This window comes from Pasteurella atlantica (assembly GCF_963693435.1).
In the GTDB taxonomy this organism is placed as follows: Bacteria; Pseudomonadota; Gammaproteobacteria; order Enterobacterales; family Pasteurellaceae; genus Phocoenobacter; species Phocoenobacter atlanticus.
The window spans coordinates 1,114,922-1,130,743 of sequence record NZ_OY856306.1; the positions used below are offsets into that span (position 1 = coordinate 1,114,922).

The 15,822-nt window shown below is 34.6% G+C and carries 19 protein-coding genes; all 19 read left to right on the forward strand.

The window, feature by feature from the left end; all coding sequences use genetic code 11:
• Positions 1 to 2 precede the first annotated feature (2 nt).
• The 19 genes from moaC to U9966_RS05370 all read left to right on the forward strand — a co-directional run bounded on the left by moaC (position 3) and on the right by U9966_RS05370 (position 15,644).
• On the forward strand, positions 3 to 479 hold the full coding sequence (gene moaC / locus U9966_RS05280; RefSeq protein ID WP_306346871.1) for a cyclic pyranopterin monophosphate synthase MoaC: 477 nt from the start codon (positions 3 to 5) through the stop codon (positions 477 to 479).
• Entirely contained in the window at positions 463 to 720 is a 258-nt protein-coding gene (locus U9966_RS05285; RefSeq protein ID WP_306346872.1) for a MoaD/ThiS family protein, read from the forward strand. The genes moaC and U9966_RS05285 overlap by 17 nt, the downstream gene beginning before the upstream one ends.
• A gap of 2 nt (positions 721 to 722) precedes the next feature.
• A complete protein-coding gene (locus U9966_RS05290) occupies positions 723 to 1,148 on the forward strand; it encodes a molybdenum cofactor biosynthesis protein MoaE (protein WP_306346873.1) in 426 nt (141 codons plus the stop codon).
• A 3-nt stretch (positions 1,149 to 1,151) separates the two neighbouring features.
• Positions 1,152 to 2,195 (forward strand): HesA/MoeB/ThiF family protein, encoded by a 1,044-nt coding sequence (locus U9966_RS05295; protein ID WP_306346874.1) that lies wholly within the window; start codon positions 1,152 to 1,154, stop codon positions 2,193 to 2,195.
• 244 nt (positions 2,196 to 2,439) lie between these two features.
• The gene (torC, locus tag U9966_RS05300; RefSeq protein WP_306346875.1) at positions 2,440 to 3,588 is read left to right on the forward strand and encodes a pentaheme c-type cytochrome TorC; all 1,149 of its coding nucleotides are present in this window, start codon (positions 2,440 to 2,442) and stop codon (positions 3,586 to 3,588) included.
• Positions 3,589 to 3,599: 11 nt separating this feature from the next.
• The gene (gene torA / locus U9966_RS05305) at positions 3,600 to 6,080 is read left to right on the forward strand and encodes a trimethylamine-N-oxide reductase TorA (protein WP_306346876.1); all 2,481 of its coding nucleotides are present in this window, start codon (positions 3,600 to 3,602) and stop codon (positions 6,078 to 6,080) included.
• 3 nt (positions 6,081 to 6,083) lie between these two features.
• On the forward strand, positions 6,084 to 6,671 hold the full coding sequence (torD, locus tag U9966_RS05310; protein ID WP_306346877.1) for a molecular chaperone TorD: 588 nt from the start codon (positions 6,084 to 6,086) through the stop codon (positions 6,669 to 6,671).
• Positions 6,672 to 6,764: 93 nt separating this feature from the next.
• Positions 6,765 to 6,986, forward strand: a complete 222-nt coding sequence (gene tatA, locus U9966_RS05315; RefSeq protein ID WP_306346878.1) for a twin-arginine translocase TatA/TatE family subunit — start codon at positions 6,765 to 6,767, stop codon at positions 6,984 to 6,986.
• A gap of 108 nt (positions 6,987 to 7,094) precedes the next feature.
• Complete coding sequence (ccmA, locus tag U9966_RS05320; protein ID WP_306346879.1) at positions 7,095 to 7,751, forward strand: cytochrome c biogenesis heme-transporting ATPase CcmA; 657 nt, start codon at positions 7,095 to 7,097, stop codon at positions 7,749 to 7,751.
• Complete coding sequence (gene ccmB, locus U9966_RS05325) at positions 7,741 to 8,406, forward strand: heme exporter protein CcmB (protein WP_306346880.1); 666 nt, start codon at positions 7,741 to 7,743, stop codon at positions 8,404 to 8,406. The genes ccmA and ccmB overlap by 11 nt, the downstream gene beginning before the upstream one ends.
• A gap of 14 nt (positions 8,407 to 8,420) precedes the next feature.
• Positions 8,421 to 9,152, forward strand: coding sequence for a heme ABC transporter permease (locus U9966_RS05330; RefSeq protein WP_306346881.1), 732 nt, complete (start codon positions 8,421 to 8,423; stop codon positions 9,150 to 9,152).
• A 4-nt stretch (positions 9,153 to 9,156) separates the two neighbouring features.
• Positions 9,157 to 10,149, forward strand: coding sequence for a PDDEXK nuclease domain-containing protein (locus U9966_RS05335; protein WP_306346882.1), 993 nt, complete (start codon positions 9,157 to 9,159; stop codon positions 10,147 to 10,149).
• A 97-nt stretch (positions 10,150 to 10,246) separates the two neighbouring features.
• Positions 10,247 to 10,444 carry a heme exporter protein CcmD gene (gene ccmD / locus U9966_RS05340; RefSeq protein WP_090922737.1) on the forward strand — a complete coding sequence of 66 codons (198 nt, stop codon included), beginning with the start codon at positions 10,247 to 10,249 and terminating at the stop codon, positions 10,442 to 10,444.
• Positions 10,441 to 10,959, forward strand: coding sequence for a cytochrome c maturation protein CcmE (gene ccmE, locus U9966_RS05345; protein ID WP_306346883.1), 519 nt, complete (start codon positions 10,441 to 10,443; stop codon positions 10,957 to 10,959). Before ccmD ends, ccmE begins: the two co-directional genes overlap by 4 nt.
• Positions 10,956 to 12,905, forward strand: coding sequence for a heme lyase CcmF/NrfE family subunit (locus U9966_RS05350; protein WP_306346884.1), 1,950 nt, complete (start codon positions 10,956 to 10,958; stop codon positions 12,903 to 12,905). Before ccmE ends, U9966_RS05350 begins: the two co-directional genes overlap by 4 nt.
• 6 nt (positions 12,906 to 12,911) lie before the next feature.
• Positions 12,912 to 13,454, forward strand: a complete 543-nt coding sequence (locus U9966_RS05355; RefSeq protein ID WP_306346885.1) for a DsbE family thiol:disulfide interchange protein — start codon at positions 12,912 to 12,914, stop codon at positions 13,452 to 13,454.
• Positions 13,454 to 13,921 (forward strand): cytochrome c-type biogenesis protein, encoded by a 468-nt coding sequence (locus U9966_RS05360; RefSeq protein ID WP_306346886.1) that lies wholly within the window; start codon positions 13,454 to 13,456, stop codon positions 13,919 to 13,921. Before U9966_RS05355 ends, U9966_RS05360 begins: the two co-directional genes overlap by 1 nt.
• 2 nt (positions 13,922 to 13,923) lie before the next feature.
• Positions 13,924 to 14,796, forward strand: a complete 873-nt coding sequence (gene ccmI, locus U9966_RS05365; protein WP_306346887.1) for a c-type cytochrome biogenesis protein CcmI — start codon at positions 13,924 to 13,926, stop codon at positions 14,794 to 14,796.
• A 563-nt stretch (positions 14,797 to 15,359) separates the two neighbouring features.
• Positions 15,360 to 15,644 (forward strand): hypothetical protein, encoded by a 285-nt coding sequence (locus U9966_RS05370; RefSeq protein WP_306346888.1) that lies wholly within the window; start codon positions 15,360 to 15,362, stop codon positions 15,642 to 15,644.
• Positions 15,645 to 15,822: the final 178 nt, after the last annotated feature.

Genomic DNA, 15,822 nt, shown 5'->3' on the forward strand with positions numbered 1-15,822 from the left:
TAATGAATTTTACGCATTTAGATAATAATGGAAATGCAAATATGGTGGGCGTGAGCAATAAAGTTGCCACACACCGCACAGCCAAAGCGATGGCCAAAATCCGTTTTCCACAAGATATTTATCAAATTATTTTGGAAAATGATCGTCAAACCCCAAAAGGCTCAATCGAAGGTATTGCACGAATTGCGGGGATTATGGGGGCAAAACAGACGTCAAATTTAATTCCACTTTGCCATCCATTACCTTTGGAAAAATGCGAAGTCTCTTTTGAATATTCAGAAACAGAGCCTGTTTTAACCATTTATACCTCTGCGGAAGTTACCCATAAAACAGGGATTGAAATGGAAGCCTTAACCGCTGCTAGCGTGGCGGCTTTAACGGTTTATGATATGTGTAAAGCATTGACACACAATATGATTATTGAAGATATTCGCTTATTAGAAAAAACAGGGGGCAAAAAAGATGTCTGTATCAAATAATACCTTTAAAATTTTATATTTTGCTGTTTTTCAAGAAAAAGCGAATAAAGCAGAAGAAATACGCCCGTTAAGTGACAACCTAACCGCTGAAATGTTGTTTAGCAATATTTGTGCAGAGCTAGGTGTTGAATTATCTCAAAAACAAGTGCGAGTGAGCGTGAATCATCAGTTTACCCCTTGGGATACGGTAATTATGCCAAATGATATCGTAGCGTTTATTCCACCAGTAGCAGGGGGTTAACAATGTTTTTAATTAAATCCGAAGAATTTGATATTGAAAGCTATAAAAAAGCGCTACGTTTAGATGAATGTGGCGGTTATTGTAGTTTTGAAGGTTGGGTAAGAAATCATAATAACGACAATCAAGTGCGTGGATTGGAATACAGTGCGTATGAAGAATTAGCCGTTGTGACAGGCGAGAAAATTGTTGCCAAAGCAAAAGAGCTATTTGATATTGAAGAGGCAATTTGTATTCATCGCGTGGGTAAATTAGCGATTGGCGATTTAGCGGTGTGGGTTGGCGTGAGTGCCAAACATCGTGGGGCAACCTTTGAGGCTTGTCAGTATATTATCAATACTTTGAAAGCCGATGTGCCGATTTGGAAAAAAGAGTTTTATTTAGACAAAGAAACGCACGAGTGGGTTTCAAATATTGAGAGCCGACCTTAGTTTATGCAACATTCAACCCTTGATGTTTCTCGTCAATTACTTGTAAAAGGAATGACGCAAGAAAAACAGCAGAAGTTAAATAACAGTCGAGTATTAGTCATTGGTGCTGGAGGGCTAGCAACAACGGCGGTCAGTTATTTAGCAATGTCAGGTATTGGGCATATTACGATTGTCGATTATGATGATATTGAACCAAGTAATTTGCACCGTCAAACGTTGTTTACCCAAAATGATTTAGGTAACAATAAAGCAGAAACGGTTAAGCAATATTTATTGGCACGTAATCCGCAGTTAGATGTAAAAGCCATCGGTTCGTCATTAGATGTGCAAACATTATTACGTTTAATCTCACAATATGATGTGGTGTTAGATTGTACCGATATGTTGTCTTTTAGCTATATGCTAAATGATGTCGCGATTTTACGCCAAATCCCCGTTATTTTTGCAAATGCCTCTGCAATGACAGGGCAACTATTTACGATGATCCCACAACAAGATCAGCCATTTAGCTGTTTCCGTTGTATGTGGCCAGAAGGTGTAGAAGTAACAGGAAGTTGCGATATTCTTGGCGTATTAGGACCAGTTCCTGGTACGATGGGTTGTTTGCAAGCCTTAGAAGCGATTAAGCTACTTTCAGGATTTTATCCTGTGGCAGAAAGTACACTTTATCATTTTGATTTTTATTCGTTGAGTTTAAATAAAATTACTATTCCTTTTGATCACGATTGTTGTCATTCGCAGAATGATAAAGCGATTGTTGAGCGATATACAGCAAATTTAGTTTTTCAAGGGGAATTAAGCGAAGCATTGGAACAGGGCTATGAAATTATTGATATTCGTCGAGAAAATGAAATTAAAGTAAATCCTTGTGAGTATGCGACAGCCCATTTTACGCCAGATCAATTATTAGATAATCCAAGTGATTTTCTATCAAAGTCTAAATCCTATATTTTTATTTGTAGCAATGGTACAAGAAGTAAAAGTCTTGTGAAATATTTACAATATAGTGGATTTAGTCAAACGTTTACTTATCAAGAAGATTGGTAAAGTTTGTAGAGTAAGCGGTAATATTTTCCATAAAATTTGCAAATTTTATTCAAAATGTAACCGCTTATAATAGAAGCGATACTTTATTATTAAACAAAGATTATTTGATTTTAAACAACTTTTATTAAGGTATCTAACTATATATTTATACTTATAACTGTATAATGCAAAGTTAATATTATTTATTTTTTATTACTGGTTTTAGCCAGTAAGTTTATTTTTTATTTTTAAGTTGGGGTGTTCAATGAAAGTATTTCATTGGTTAAAGAATTTTTTCTTTAAACCGTCTAAATTAGGTTTAGGCGTATTGTTAGTAACAGGTGCTATTGCAGGTATTATTGCTTGGATAGTTTTTAATACGGTAATGGAAGAAACCAGTACCGAAGAATTTTGTGTAAGTTGCCACTCAATGCAACAACCTTTAGAAGAATTGAAAGAAAAATCTCATTTTTCAAATAAATTCGGTGTAAGTGCTTCTTGTGGAGATTGTCACGTACCACACAAAAAAATTGACAAATATATTCGTAAAATTGAAGCGCTTAAAGAAGTGTTTGCAGAAGTGACGGGTAAATATGATGAAGAAGGTTCTTTTGAAAAACATCGTTTAGAGATGGCGGAAAGAGAGTGGGCAAGAATGTCTGCAAATGGTTCTCAAGCGTGTAAAAATTGCCACCGTTATGATCGTATGAAGTTTGATGAAATGAAACCTGCAGCACGTGAAGCAATGAAAGCGGCAGCAGCCAAAGATCAAAGTTGTATTGATTGTCACAAAGGCATTTCACACCATTTACCAAAACCAAAAGAAGTGGAAGCGGTAAGTGATTTAACCGCAGGAACAACATATTTCACAAAAGAAAGTGCGAAATTATTTTCTGATGAAGCAATGCAACAAGAAATTGGTTATTTAGAAACGGCCGTACCTGTGAAATTTGTTAAATCAGGCGATAAGTCTGACTTAGTTGAGTTTACCGTATGGCGTAAAGCAAAAGGTTTTGGACGTATTGGTTATCACGAAATGGGTAAAAATATTACCGATGCGGTATTAACCAAAGCGTTTATGAAAACGAAGCCAAAACAATATGAAGTTATTGAAAAATATAAAGATTCTGTTACTCGCTTAAAATGGCAAAAGATTAAATTACAAGCGTGGGTGACAAAATCACAGTTAATAGAGAATATTGATACACTTTGGGCGAAAGCAGAAGGCGTATATAAAACACAATGTAGCGTTTGTCATAAGCAACCAGATGTTGCACATTTTGATGCAAATACTTGGATTGGTTTATTTAATGGAATGGTTGGCTTTACCAGTATAGATGAAACGACTGGTAAACAAGTATTACGTTATTTACAAATGCACTCATCAGATTTTGAAAAACATCCTACTAAATAAGGAGAAAAATTATGCAACAATCTCGTCGTCAGTTTTTAACCAGTGCTTCGGCAATGGCTGCAACTCTTTCAATGCCAAGCTTTCTTGTTTCAAGAAGTGCGTTTGCAAATGCAGAGTCATCAGAATGGAAATTAACCGGTTCACACTGGGGGGCATTTCGTGCCAAAGTTGAAAATGGAAAAGTAAGTGCGGTTAAAGCATTTGAGTATGATAAAAACCCAACAGAAATGCTTAAAGGCATCAAAGGTTTAATTTATAGTGAAGCCCGTGTTCGCTATCCTATGGTACGTTTAGATTGGCTTAAAAACCGTAAAAATCCTGAAAAATTAATCGGTGTTGAAAACCGTGGTGATAACCGTTTTGTACGTGTATCTTGGGACGATGCGTTAGACTATTTCTATCAAGAATTAGATCGTGTTCAAAAAAATTATGGTCCTTGGGCATTACACACGGCAAACGTAGGTTGGCGTTCAACAGGTCAATTCCACAGTTGTGGTAACCATATGAACCGTGCTGTGGGTATGTTTGGACATAGTGTGACTTCTGCTGGGGACTATTCTACTGGTGCAGGACAAGTTATTCTTCCTTACGTATTAGGTTCAACCGAAGTTTATTCACAAGGTACGTCTTGGGACGTAATCTTAAAAGAAAGTGAAAATATCATTTTCTGGTCAAGCGATCCTGTTAAAAACTTACAAGTAGGTTGGAACTGTGAAACTCACGAAGCTTATGCTTATTTAGAGCAGTTAAAACAAAAAGTAGCAGCGAAAGGCGTAAACGTTATTTCTGTTGACCCAGTTAAAACAAAAACACAAAATTTCTTAGGTTGTGAACATCAGTATATCAACCCACAAACAGACGTTGCGATGATGTTGGCAATGGCGTATGTGCTTTATACTGAAAAATTATACAATGAAGACTTTATCGATACTTATACTGTCGGTTTTGAAGATTTTGTACCATACTTAATGGGAAAAACAGAAGATAAAGTAGCGAAAACACCAGAATGGGCAGAAAAAATCTGTGGTATTCCAGCGGATAAAATTCGTGAATTTACGCGTTCATTAGTGGGTAAACGTACACAATTTATCTTTGGTTGGGCAATTCAACGTCAGCAACATGGTGAGCAACCATATTGGATGGCTGCGGTATTAGCGTCAATGCTAGGACAAATTGGTTTACCTGGTGGTGGTATCAGTTATGCACACCATTATAGTTCTGTTGGTGTATCAAGCTCAGGTGCAGCAATGCCAGGTGCATTTCCACTTAATATTGATGAAGGTCAAAAACCTGTTTACGATAACAAAGATTATAAAGGTTATAGTGCGGTTATTCCTGTGGCAAGAGCAACAGATTCGATTCTTCACGCTGGCGAAACCATTAATTACAATGGTAAAAAAGTGGTTTATGCACCATATAAAATGGTAATTTTCTCAGGTTGTAACCAATGGCACCGTCAGTCACAACATAATAAAATGAAAGAAGCGTTCAAAAAATTAGAAACCGTTATTTCTGTTGATTATGCTTGGACTGCAACTTGTCGTTTTGCTGATATTGTATTACCAGCTTGTACCCCATTTGAACGTAACGATATTGATGGTTATGGTTCATACAGTGCACGTGGTGTGATTAAAATGGAAAAATTAGTTGAGCCATTATATGAATCTCGTCCAGACTTTGAGATCTTTAAAGATCTTTGTAAACGTTTTGGTAAAGAAAAAGAATATACGCGTGGTATGGATGAAATGCAATGGGTTGAGTCACTTTACGAAGATTGTCGTAAAGAGAATAATGGCAAATTTGAAATGCCTCCATTTGCAGAATTCTGGAAAAAAGGTTATGTATTATTCCCAGAAGGTAAACCTTGGGTACGTCACGCTGACTTCATTGAAGATCCAGAATTACACGCATTAGGTACACCATCAGGCTTTATTGAAATATTTAGTAATAAGATTGCTGAGTATGGCTATAATAACTGTAAAGGTCACCCTATGTGGTTCGAAAAAGAAGAACGTTCACACGGCGGTCCTAAATCAGATAAATATCCATTCTGGTTACAATCTTGCCACCCTGATAAACGTTTACACTCACAAATGTGTCAATCAAAAGAGTTACGTGAAACTTACGCAATTCAAGGTCGTGAGCCATTATTTATGAACCCAGAAGATGCGAAAAAATTAGGTATTGCTCACGGTGATTTGGTTCGTGTATTTAATGATCGTGGTCAAGCAATTGTAGGTGCACATTTATCTGATAATTTCCCAAGTGGTGTATTACGTTTACAAGAAGGGGCTTGGTTCTCTCCATTAGGAGCAGAAGACGGTGCTATTGATACCTATGGTTCACCAAATACAATGACATTAGATATTGGTACATCTGAGCTTGCTCAAGCAGTATCGGCAAATACTTGTATTGTGAATGTTGAAAAATATCAAGGTGATGCACCAGCACCAAATGGCTTTACTGGTCCAACAGAAGTTAAGTTATCATAAAATATGATTAACTTAGCAAAAGAAGAAAAGGCATTTCTTTGCACGTGGTTTGGTAGTTTGCTAAGCCACGAGCTTACAGAAGAGCAGCTTAAACAATATCAGCAAGGTACGTTTGAGCCATTATTTGAATTATTATCTGAGCTGTTATCTGAACGAGGATTTTCATCACAGGTTCAACAGATTAAATCTGATATAACTCAAATCAATGAAATGCCTTATGGTCAGTTAGAGCTAGCTGCTGATTTTACGCAACTTTTCTTACTTGATGGAGAAAGTAGTGCATTGCCGTATGCCTCTGCTTATTTAGAAGAAGAGGATTTAGCAACGAACCTTGACTATATGGATTCATTGTTAACACAATTTGGACTGCAATTTAATCAAGAAAGTAAAGAACCCAGCGATCATATTGGTGTTTATTTGGAAATCTTGAATAAATTAGTGACAGAATCTGATTCTGAAAAACAGCAAGATTTTATACAAAATTATTTATTAATATGGTTAATTCCATTTAATGAAAAAGTACAAAAAGTTAAAACCAAAACAATGTTTTACCAAAATATTGTAGCGGTACTTGTTGCGATATTCAGTTAATAAGGTAGCGTTAAATTTATAACGAAGTGTGGTTGGATAAAAACATTCAACCACATTTTATTCTATTTAGAGTATTATTTTTAGGAGATGAAAATGGGAATTAGTCCTTGGCAGTTATTAGCAATTGTTGTTGTCGTTATATTACTTTTTGGAACAAAAAAATTAAGAAATATGGGTTCTGATCTTGGTGGAGCAATGAAAGATTTCAAAAAGGCAATGAAAGATGAAGGACAAGAAACCGAAGCTAAAGATGCAGAATTTGAAAAAATTGTAGATGAAGTTAAACAAGATACAGTAAAGCAAGAGAAAAAATAAAATTTTCTTATAAATAAAGGCTATTTTTAAGATCCTGTGATAAATTTATTTTCACAGGGTTTCTTGTTATTAGTATTTTTATAAAAAATAAAGATTAATCAATATATTATGTCAAACAATAATCAATTAAAAGTTGTGCAACTTTGTTGCCAGAGAGGAAATAAACGACTATTCAGTCATTTAGATTTTTGCTGGAATGCAGGTGATTTTGTGCAAGTTGAAGGACATAATGGTATTGGAAAAACCAGCTTATTACGTATTTTAGTTGGATTAGCTCAACCTTTAAGCGGTGAGATCTTTTGGAATAATTGCAAAATTCATAAAAATCGAGAAGAGTATCACCATAATTTACTTTATTTAGGACACCTTACAGGAATTAAGCAAGAACTGACCGCTTGGGAAAATTTACAATTCTATCAAAAAGTAACGGATAGTAAGCCGAGTGATGATATTCTTTGGGATATTTTAAAAAAAGTGGGTTTATTTGGGCGTGAAGACATTATCGCAAGCCAGCTTTCAGCGGGGCAACAAAAACGTATTGCCTTAGCAAGATTATGGTTATCAAATGCACCTTTATGGATTTTAGATGAACCTTTTAATGCGATTGATAAACAAGGTGTTCAGGTTTTAACGCAATTATTTGAGCAACACACTCAAAAAGGCGGCATTGTGATTTTAACCAGTCATCAAGAAGTTCCGAGTGAAAAATTAAAAATACTTCAACTAGAAAAGTATAAATATCAGGATAATGATGATGATATTTAGTCAAATTATTAAAAGAGAATTACAAATTGCAATGCGAAAGCAAGCAGAAATTCTAAACCCATTATGGTTTTTTCTGATTGTTTTAACTTTGTTTCCCCTTGCGATGGGCTCAGATCCTGTATTACTTTCAAAAATAGCCACTGGAATTGTATGGGTAGCAGCATTACTTTCAGCATTACTCTCGTTTGAACGTCTATTTCGTGATGATTTTATGGACGGTTCATTAGAACAAATAATATTACTTTCACAACCATTACCAATTATCGTATTGGCTAAAGTGATTGCTCATTGGCTATTAACAGGTTTACCCTTGATTTTATTATCCCCTATTGCGGCATTATTACTCTCTTTGGAAATTCAGGTTTGGTGGGCATTGGTACTTACATTATTACTTGGCACACCGATTTTAAGTTGCATTGGTGCAATAGGTGTAGCACTAACTGTTGGGCTCAGAAAAGGAGGTGTACTATTAAGTTTATTAGTCCTTCCTCTTTTTATTCCAGTATTAATTTTTTCCGCCTCAGTATTAGATGCAGCAAATTTACAATTACCTTATCACGGTCAACTGGCTATTTTAGGGGCATTTTTAACAATAGCAATCACTTTATCACCTTTTGCAATTGCCACTGCATTAAGAATTAGTTTAGATCAATAAAAGGATAACAAAGAATGTGGAAATGGTTACACCCTTATGCTAAATCAGAAACTCAGTATTATTTGTGTGGAAAATTTATTCCATTATTTGCAGTACTAAGTATTGCATTATTAGGCGTTGGAATTGTATGGGGGTTGGCTTTCGCTCCAGCAGATTACCAACAAGGGAATAGTTTTAGAATTATGTATATTCACGTTCCAAGTGCAATTTGGTCTATGGCTGTTTATGGTTCAATGGCAATTGCGGCTGTTGTGGCATTAGTTTGGCAAATTAAACAAGCCCATATTGCAATGATTGCAATGGCACCGATTGGAGCAACTTTTACATTTATTGCACTGGTCACAGGAGCAATTTGGGGCAAACCAATGTGGGGAACGTGGTGGGTGTGGGACGCTCGTTTAACGGCTGAACTTATTTTATTTTTTCTTTATATTGGTGTAATTGCACTTTATTCAGCCTTTCAAAATGAAAGGGTAGGAGCAAAAGCAGCGGGTATTTTAAGTATTGTGGGTGTAATTAATTTACCAATTATTCATTTTTCAGTAGAGTGGTGGAATACGCTACATCAGGGAGCGAGTATTACAAAATTTGAAAAACCATCCATTGCTACCCCAATGTTAATACCATTAATTTTATGTATTTTTGGTTTTATGATGCTTTATATTTGGTTTACCTTAGTACGTTACCGAGTAGAATTAGTGAGAAGTGAGAAAAATCGTGCTTGGGTACAGAATTTAGTAGGGTAGATTTATGACAAGTATTCAACCAAATTATTTATTAGAGTTTACTGAAATAAGCTCAATGATAAAAAGCGCTAGAGAAAATGTAATTAAAGCGATTAATAGTGAATTAATTGAGCTTTATTGGAATATTGGTAAATACATTACTAATAAGGTTAAACAAGATGGTTGGGGAAATAAAGTAGTTCAAAATCTGGCTGATTTTTTGAAGCAGAGTGAACTTAATTCGAAAGGTTTTTCTGCTCAAAATTTATGGCGAATGAAACAATTTTATGAAACTTATCATAAAAATCCAAAACTCTCACTGCTGGTGAGAGAAATTAGTTGGACAAATAACATACTTATTATTTCTCAAACTAAAAGTGATGAAGAAAGAGAATTTTATCTAAATCTCACTGCAAAAGAAAAATACACGAAAAAAGAGCTTTCAAGACAATTAGCAAGTGGGTTATTTGAGAGAGTATTACTTTCGGATAAAAATATCTCACCATTGGCGAGAGAAATCTATCCAAATATTAATGAGCATATTAAAGATTATTATTCACTTGAATTTTTAGGATTACAAAATAGTTATTCAGAATTTGGATTAAAAAAATCAATTATTCATAATTTAAAAGATTTCATTCTTGAATTTGGTAAAGATTTTTTATTTGTTGGTGAAGAGTTTAAATTGCAAGTAGGCTCGAAAGATTATGCCATTGATTTATTGTTCTATCATAGAGAATTAAATTGTTTAGTTGCTTTGGAATTAAAGGTTGGAGACTTTAAACCTGAGTATATGGGAAAAATGGATTTCTATCTTGGAGCATTGGATAAATATGTCAAAAAACCGCACGAAAATCCTAGTATTGGGATTATTTTATGCAGGACAAAAGATGAAAATATTGTTGAAATTTCTTTAAATAGAAGTACATCACCGACAATTATTAGTCAATATGAAACAAAATTAATAGATAAGAAATTATTAAGAAGTAAATTAGATGAGTTATTCTATAACGAATAGCGGTTATATTTAATTAAAAATTTACACATTTTAATACTTTTGTAGAGACAGGGCATGCCCTGTCTACGAATATACAAATATGGAGAATAGAACAACAATGTTTTTTCAATCTTGGAGTGATTTTTTTAATATGGGAGGCTACGGTTTTTATGTCTGGCTCGCTTATGGGATTTCTTTTGTCGCAATTTTAGTTTTAGGTTTGCAAAGTATTAGCAGTAAGAAAGCACTATTTAAAGAAATAAAACGAGAACAACAGCGTAAACAACGTCAACAAACAATAAGAGGGAGCTTATGAACCCTAGACGTAAATCCAGACTAACCATCATTATTTTTGTATTAGTGGGCGTGACTATTGCGTCCACTTTGATGCTCTATGCACTGCGTCAAAATATTGATTTATTTTATACACCATCAGAAGTAATTTATGGTAAAAACGACGATGTTTCCACTAAACCTAAAGTAGGGCAACGTATCCGTGTGGGCGGAATGGTTGTGGTTGGTTCTGTTGAACGTGATAATAAAAGTTTAAAAGTTACCTTTGAACTGAATGATATAGGACCTTCAATGACGGTTAAATATGATGGTATCTTGCCTGATTTATTCCGTGAAGGGCAGGGAATAGTTGCTCAAGGGGTGCTTGTTGCACCAACAGTGTTAGAAGCAACAGAAGTATTAGCAAAACACGATGAAAATTATGTACCACCTGAATTAAATGACCAGATGAAAAAAATTCATAAACCGATGGGCGTGTCTAATTTAACGAGTGAGAGTGAAAGAGATCGTCAACAATCTAAAGAAGGTTCTCAATGATTGCTGAATTAGGGAACTATACGTTATCGCTCAGTTTAGCGATTTCATTATTATTAGCCATTTTCCCCCTATGGGGAGCAGAAAAAGGTAATGCCCAGCTAATGGCGTTGGCTCGTCCAATGGCATACAGCTTATTTTTAAGCTTAACCTTATCTTTTGGGGCATTATTCTATTTATTTGCGACTAATGATTTTTCCGTACAATATATTGTCAATAATTCTAATACTAACTTACCTTTAGAATACCGTTTATCGGCAGTGTGGGGATCTCACGAAGGGTCACTTTTATTATGGATTTGGTTACTTTCTCTTTGGAGTGCAGCGGTTGCCTTTTTTAGTAAACCTTTACCACAAGAAGCGGTCGCTCGTGTGCTAGGTATTTTAGGTATTGTCGCGATTGGATTTTTAATCTTTGTATTATTTACCTCAAATCCTTTTGATCGTACCTTCCCTGATTTTCCAGTAGAAGGGCGAGAACTTAATCCATTATTACAAGATATAGGACTAATTTTTCATCCCCCATTACTTTATATGGGCTATGTTGGTTTTTCTGTAGCGTTTGCCTTTGCGATTGCCTCATTGATGACAGGACGATTAGATACTGCGTGGGCGAGATGGTCAAGACCTTGGACAATGGCGGCGTGGATTTTTCTTACCTTAGGAATTGTATTAGGTTCTTGGTGGGCATATTACGAACTTGGCTGGGGTGGATGGTGGTTCTGGGATCCTGTTGAAAATGCCTCATTAATGCCTTGGCTGGCTGGAACAGGATTATTGCATTCTCTGGCAGTAACCGAAAAACGAGGATCATTCAAAGCGTGGACAGTGTTGCTCGCAATTTTAGCTTTTTCACTCTGTTTATTAGGTACCTTTTTAGTACGTTCAGGTATCTTAGTTTCTGTGCATAGTTTTGCTTCTGATCCTACTCGTGGTTTATATATTTTAGCTTATTTAATCGTTGTTGTGGGAGGATCTTTTGGATTATATGCTTACAAAGGAAATCAAATTCGCTCTCGTCATAATGCAGAACATTATTCACGAGAAACAGCCCTGTTTTTAAATAATATTTTCTTAATGACTGCATTAACAGTGGTTTTTTTAGGAACATTATTACCTTTAGTACATAAGCAATTAGGATTAGGTACTATTTCGGTTGGTGCACCTTTCTTTAACCAAATGTTCCTCTATATTATGATTCCTTTTGCCCTATTACTGGGTGTGGGTCCTTTAATAAAATGGCGACGAGATCAATTTTGTACCATTCGTAAACCTTTTATTATCAGCTTAATTATTATGCTAATTTTAGGTTTTATGTTACCGCTTGTACTACAAAGTAAAATTACCGCAACATCCGTATTAGGGTCAATGATATCGGTATTTATTGTGTTATTTAGTCTTTATGGATTGCATCAACGATCAACTCATAGACACAGTTTCTTAGTGGGAATAACCAAATTATCTCGTTCTCATTGGGGAATGATATTGGCTCATTTAGGAGTCGCAATGACAGTATGGGGCATCGCATTTAGCCAAAATTATAGCGTTGAACGGGATGTGCGAATGAAAGTAGGTGAAAGTGTACAAATTGCTGATTATAATTTTACTTTAAAAGGTATTTCAGAGGCAAACGGGGCAAACTATATCGGTGGTAAGGCTCAAATTGATATTACCAAAAATGGGCAATTTGAAACCACATTATTTGCAGAAAAACGTTTTTATACGGTCAGCAAAATGTCGATGACGGAAGCAGCCATTGATTGGGGATTTAGCCGTGATTTATATGTAGCCTTAGGTGAACAACTTTCAGATGGTGCGTGGGCATTACGTTTATATTATAAGCCGTTTATTCGCTGGATTTGGTTTGGTGGTATATTTATGGTATTTGGCGGTTTGCTGTGTATTTTTGATCGCCGTTATCGTTTTTCAACCTTGTTAAAAGAGAAGTAAATTATTATGAATAAAAAACGTTATATTCCACTGATCCTCTTTTTGGTTTTAATGATCGCATTTTTTGTACAATTACAACACAATGCTCAAGGTGATGATCCTAGGGCATTAGAAAGTGCCTTAATTGGTAAACCAGTGCCAGCTAAAGAATTAAACGATCTCTTTGAAGACAAAATATACGGCAATGAACTTTTTAAACAAGGTAAACCTTTGTTAGTGAATGTGTGGGCGACGTGGTGCCCAACGTGTTATGCAGAACATCAATATTTAAATCAATTAGCTAAGCAAGGAATTAATATTATTGGTGTGGACTATAAAGATGAATCTAAAAAAGCACGACAATGGCTTAAAAAATTAGGTAATCCTTATCAAACAGTGATTATCGATGAAAAGGGTTCTTTTGGATTAGATTTAGGAGTATATGGTGCACCTGAAACCTTTATTGTAGATGGTAAGGGGATTATTCATTATCGTCATACTGGAGATATCAATTCAAAAGTTTGGCAACAAAAATTACAACCTATTTATAATAAATTAAGTGAAAAATAATGAAAAAAATAGTCTATTTACTTCTTTTTTGTTTTAGCCTTTCAGCTGTTGCGGCTATTGATGCGTTAGATTTTTCCTCACCACAGCAAGAGGAAGATTATCATTTATTAACACAGGAATTACGTTGTCCACAATGTCAAAATAATAATATTGCAGATTCCAACGCAACCATAGCTGTAGATATGCGAGCCAAAGTATTTGAGTTACTTCAAGAAGGTAAACAGAAACAAGATATTATTCAGTATATGGTGGAGCGTTATGGTCATTTTGTAACTTATGATCCGCCTGTTACAACGGCAACAGCAATCTTATGGATTGCACCAGTACTATTAATTTTATTTGGTTTATTTTTTATTTTCAGCCATCACTCAAGAAAAAGTAAAACACAAAAAATTGCAAAAAGTAATGAAAATCTGACCGCTTCCGAGCAACAACGTTTAGCCACATTACTTAAAGAAAAGGAATAAAAATGAGTTTTTGGATAATCGCCATTGTTATTACTGCAATTATAGGATTGATTGCTTTCTATCCATTATTTTGGCATACCGCTAAAGATAAAGGTATTAATCGTAATAAACTTAACAAAGCCTTTTATTTTAATCGTTTACGAGAGTTAAATGATGATGAAGAGCAGGGGTTGTTAGATAATAGCAAGCAAATTAAAACCGAATTACAGCAAGCTTTATTACAAGATATTCCAGAGCAGGAAGAAGCTCCTGAAGATAAAAAAAGTTTTGGGAAAATTTGGGGTATTTCAGGTTTTTTAACTTTACTTATTTTAGCAACCTTAAGTTATATACAAGTTGGATCGTGGCAACAACAAGCAATGCTTGAAATGACCTATCAAAAATTGCCTTACTTTTATGAAAGGTTAAAAGACGAAACTAAACCACTGGATAAAAGTGAACTACAACAATTAACCATTGCATTACGTTTAAAATTACAAAAAGAGCCTGAAAATGCACAGAACTGGTGGAAGTTAGGGCAGATTGCAATGGTGCAGGAAAAAGGGCAACTCGCTTTTGATAGCTTTGCACAAGCCCATAAATTTGAGCCTGAGAATATAAAATATAAACTTTCTTATGTACGTTTTTTACTGTTTTCTCAGGATAAAGTGGAGAATGTGAAAGGAATGCAATTATTGAAAGAAATATTAAGAGTAGAGCATACTAATCTGGAAGCATTGAGTTTATTAGCTTTTCAGTATTTTGAAAAAGAGAATTATGAAAGAGCAATGACAACCTGGATAATGATGTTGCGTTTACTTCCAAAGGATGATCCCAAAGTAAGTATTATTGAAAAAAGTATTTTAATCGCAAAAGAAAAATTAGAGCAACAATAAAAGTAATTATAAATTAAAATGTAAACTATGTTTATATTGCTCATTAAGAGAGGGCTTTACTAACATTTGAATCAAACAAAATTTCACGTTATTATGCTCATCGACACAACAACTAATGGTATATAAGCTTTCATTAATTTGATATTAAGAAATTTCTATGACGGATAAAAGAACATTATGCTTAGTGATGATTGTACGAAATGAATCTAGAGTAATAAAGCGTTGTTTAGATAGAGTAAAAAATAAATACAATCTCTATCCTTGATCTAAAAGATGGTGGTTGTAAACAGGATAAATTTGAAAGAGATATAATATTATTAGAAACCGCACTGATTGATGAACCAGATAACTCTCGTTATAAGTTTTACTTAGCTAACTCCTATCGAGATATCGATGATTATGAAAATGCTGCCAAATGGTATGAAAAACGCATTCAAGACGGTAGTTGGAGAGAAGAGGTAACTTGTGCTTATAAAAACTTAGGGATATGTTATGAAGAACTACAAGGCCCAGAGAAAGCGCTAAACACTTGGTTAATGGGTTATGATTATGATCCATCTAGCATGGAATGCTTATATCACGCTGTAAGATTATTACGTATTCAGGAAAATTACCGCTTGGCATATCAATTATGCTTAATTGAAAAAGCAATCCCTTATCCAGAAAAAGATATCTTATTTGTTCCACTCCGAGTTTATCAATTTTGGATATTTTATGAACTATCTATTTGTAGCTATTATGTGGATAATTTTCAATTAGGTTATGATTGCTGTAAACATGTTCTTCTAAATGATCTAAGCTTCATCATTCTTGAAATAACCATCAATAACTTACGTTTTTATAAATAATTTGTGGCAAGAGACACGGTTCAAAATCTTGAAAAACTAGTGAGTATTCTAAAAGAATACCTTGAAAATGCTAAAGCTCAAGAAACATTAAAATACCTAGGAACTTTGCTAGTATAATCCCTTTTAACGCACATAAACAAAATAAAAAAGCACTTTCTTGTAAAAGAAAGTGCTTTGG

Excerpts from the sequence above, each read along its gene's own strand:
- moaC (WP_306346871.1), top strand. The coding sequence starts at position 3 with ATGAATTTTACGCATTTAGATAATAATGGAAATGCAAATATGGTGGGC.
- U9966_RS05285 (WP_306346872.1), top strand. The coding sequence starts at position 463 with ATGTCTGTATCAAATAATACCTTTAAAATTTTATATTTTGCTGTTTTT.
- U9966_RS05290 (WP_306346873.1), top strand. The coding sequence starts at position 723 with ATGTTTTTAATTAAATCCGAAGAATTTGATATTGAAAGCTATAAAAAA.
- U9966_RS05295 (WP_306346874.1), top strand. The coding sequence starts at position 1,152 with ATGCAACATTCAACCCTTGATGTTTCTCGTCAATTACTTGTAAAAGGA.
- torC (WP_306346875.1), top strand. The coding sequence starts at position 2,440 with ATGAAAGTATTTCATTGGTTAAAGAATTTTTTCTTTAAACCGTCTAAA.
- torA (WP_306346876.1), top strand. The coding sequence starts at position 3,600 with ATGCAACAATCTCGTCGTCAGTTTTTAACCAGTGCTTCGGCAATGGCT.
- torD (WP_306346877.1), top strand. The coding sequence starts at position 6,084 with ATGATTAACTTAGCAAAAGAAGAAAAGGCATTTCTTTGCACGTGGTTT.
- tatA (WP_306346878.1), top strand. The coding sequence starts at position 6,765 with ATGGGAATTAGTCCTTGGCAGTTATTAGCAATTGTTGTTGTCGTTATA.
- ccmA (WP_306346879.1), top strand. The coding sequence starts at position 7,095 with ATGTCAAACAATAATCAATTAAAAGTTGTGCAACTTTGTTGCCAGAGA.
- ccmB (WP_306346880.1), top strand. The coding sequence starts at position 7,741 with ATGATATTTAGTCAAATTATTAAAAGAGAATTACAAATTGCAATGCGA.
- U9966_RS05330 (WP_306346881.1), top strand. The coding sequence starts at position 8,421 with ATGTGGAAATGGTTACACCCTTATGCTAAATCAGAAACTCAGTATTAT.
- U9966_RS05335 (WP_306346882.1), top strand. The coding sequence starts at position 9,157 with ATGACAAGTATTCAACCAAATTATTTATTAGAGTTTACTGAAATAAGC.
- ccmD (WP_090922737.1), top strand. The coding sequence starts at position 10,247 with ATGTTTTTTCAATCTTGGAGTGATTTTTTTAATATGGGAGGCTACGGT.
- ccmE (WP_306346883.1), top strand. The coding sequence starts at position 10,441 with ATGAACCCTAGACGTAAATCCAGACTAACCATCATTATTTTTGTATTA.
- U9966_RS05350 (WP_306346884.1), top strand. The coding sequence starts at position 10,956 with ATGATTGCTGAATTAGGGAACTATACGTTATCGCTCAGTTTAGCGATT.
- U9966_RS05355 (WP_306346885.1), top strand. The coding sequence starts at position 12,912 with ATGAATAAAAAACGTTATATTCCACTGATCCTCTTTTTGGTTTTAATG.
- U9966_RS05360 (WP_306346886.1), top strand. The coding sequence starts at position 13,454 with ATGAAAAAAATAGTCTATTTACTTCTTTTTTGTTTTAGCCTTTCAGCT.
- ccmI (WP_306346887.1), top strand. The coding sequence starts at position 13,924 with ATGAGTTTTTGGATAATCGCCATTGTTATTACTGCAATTATAGGATTG.
- U9966_RS05370 (WP_306346888.1), top strand. The coding sequence starts at position 15,360 with ATGGAATGCTTATATCACGCTGTAAGATTATTACGTATTCAGGAAAAT.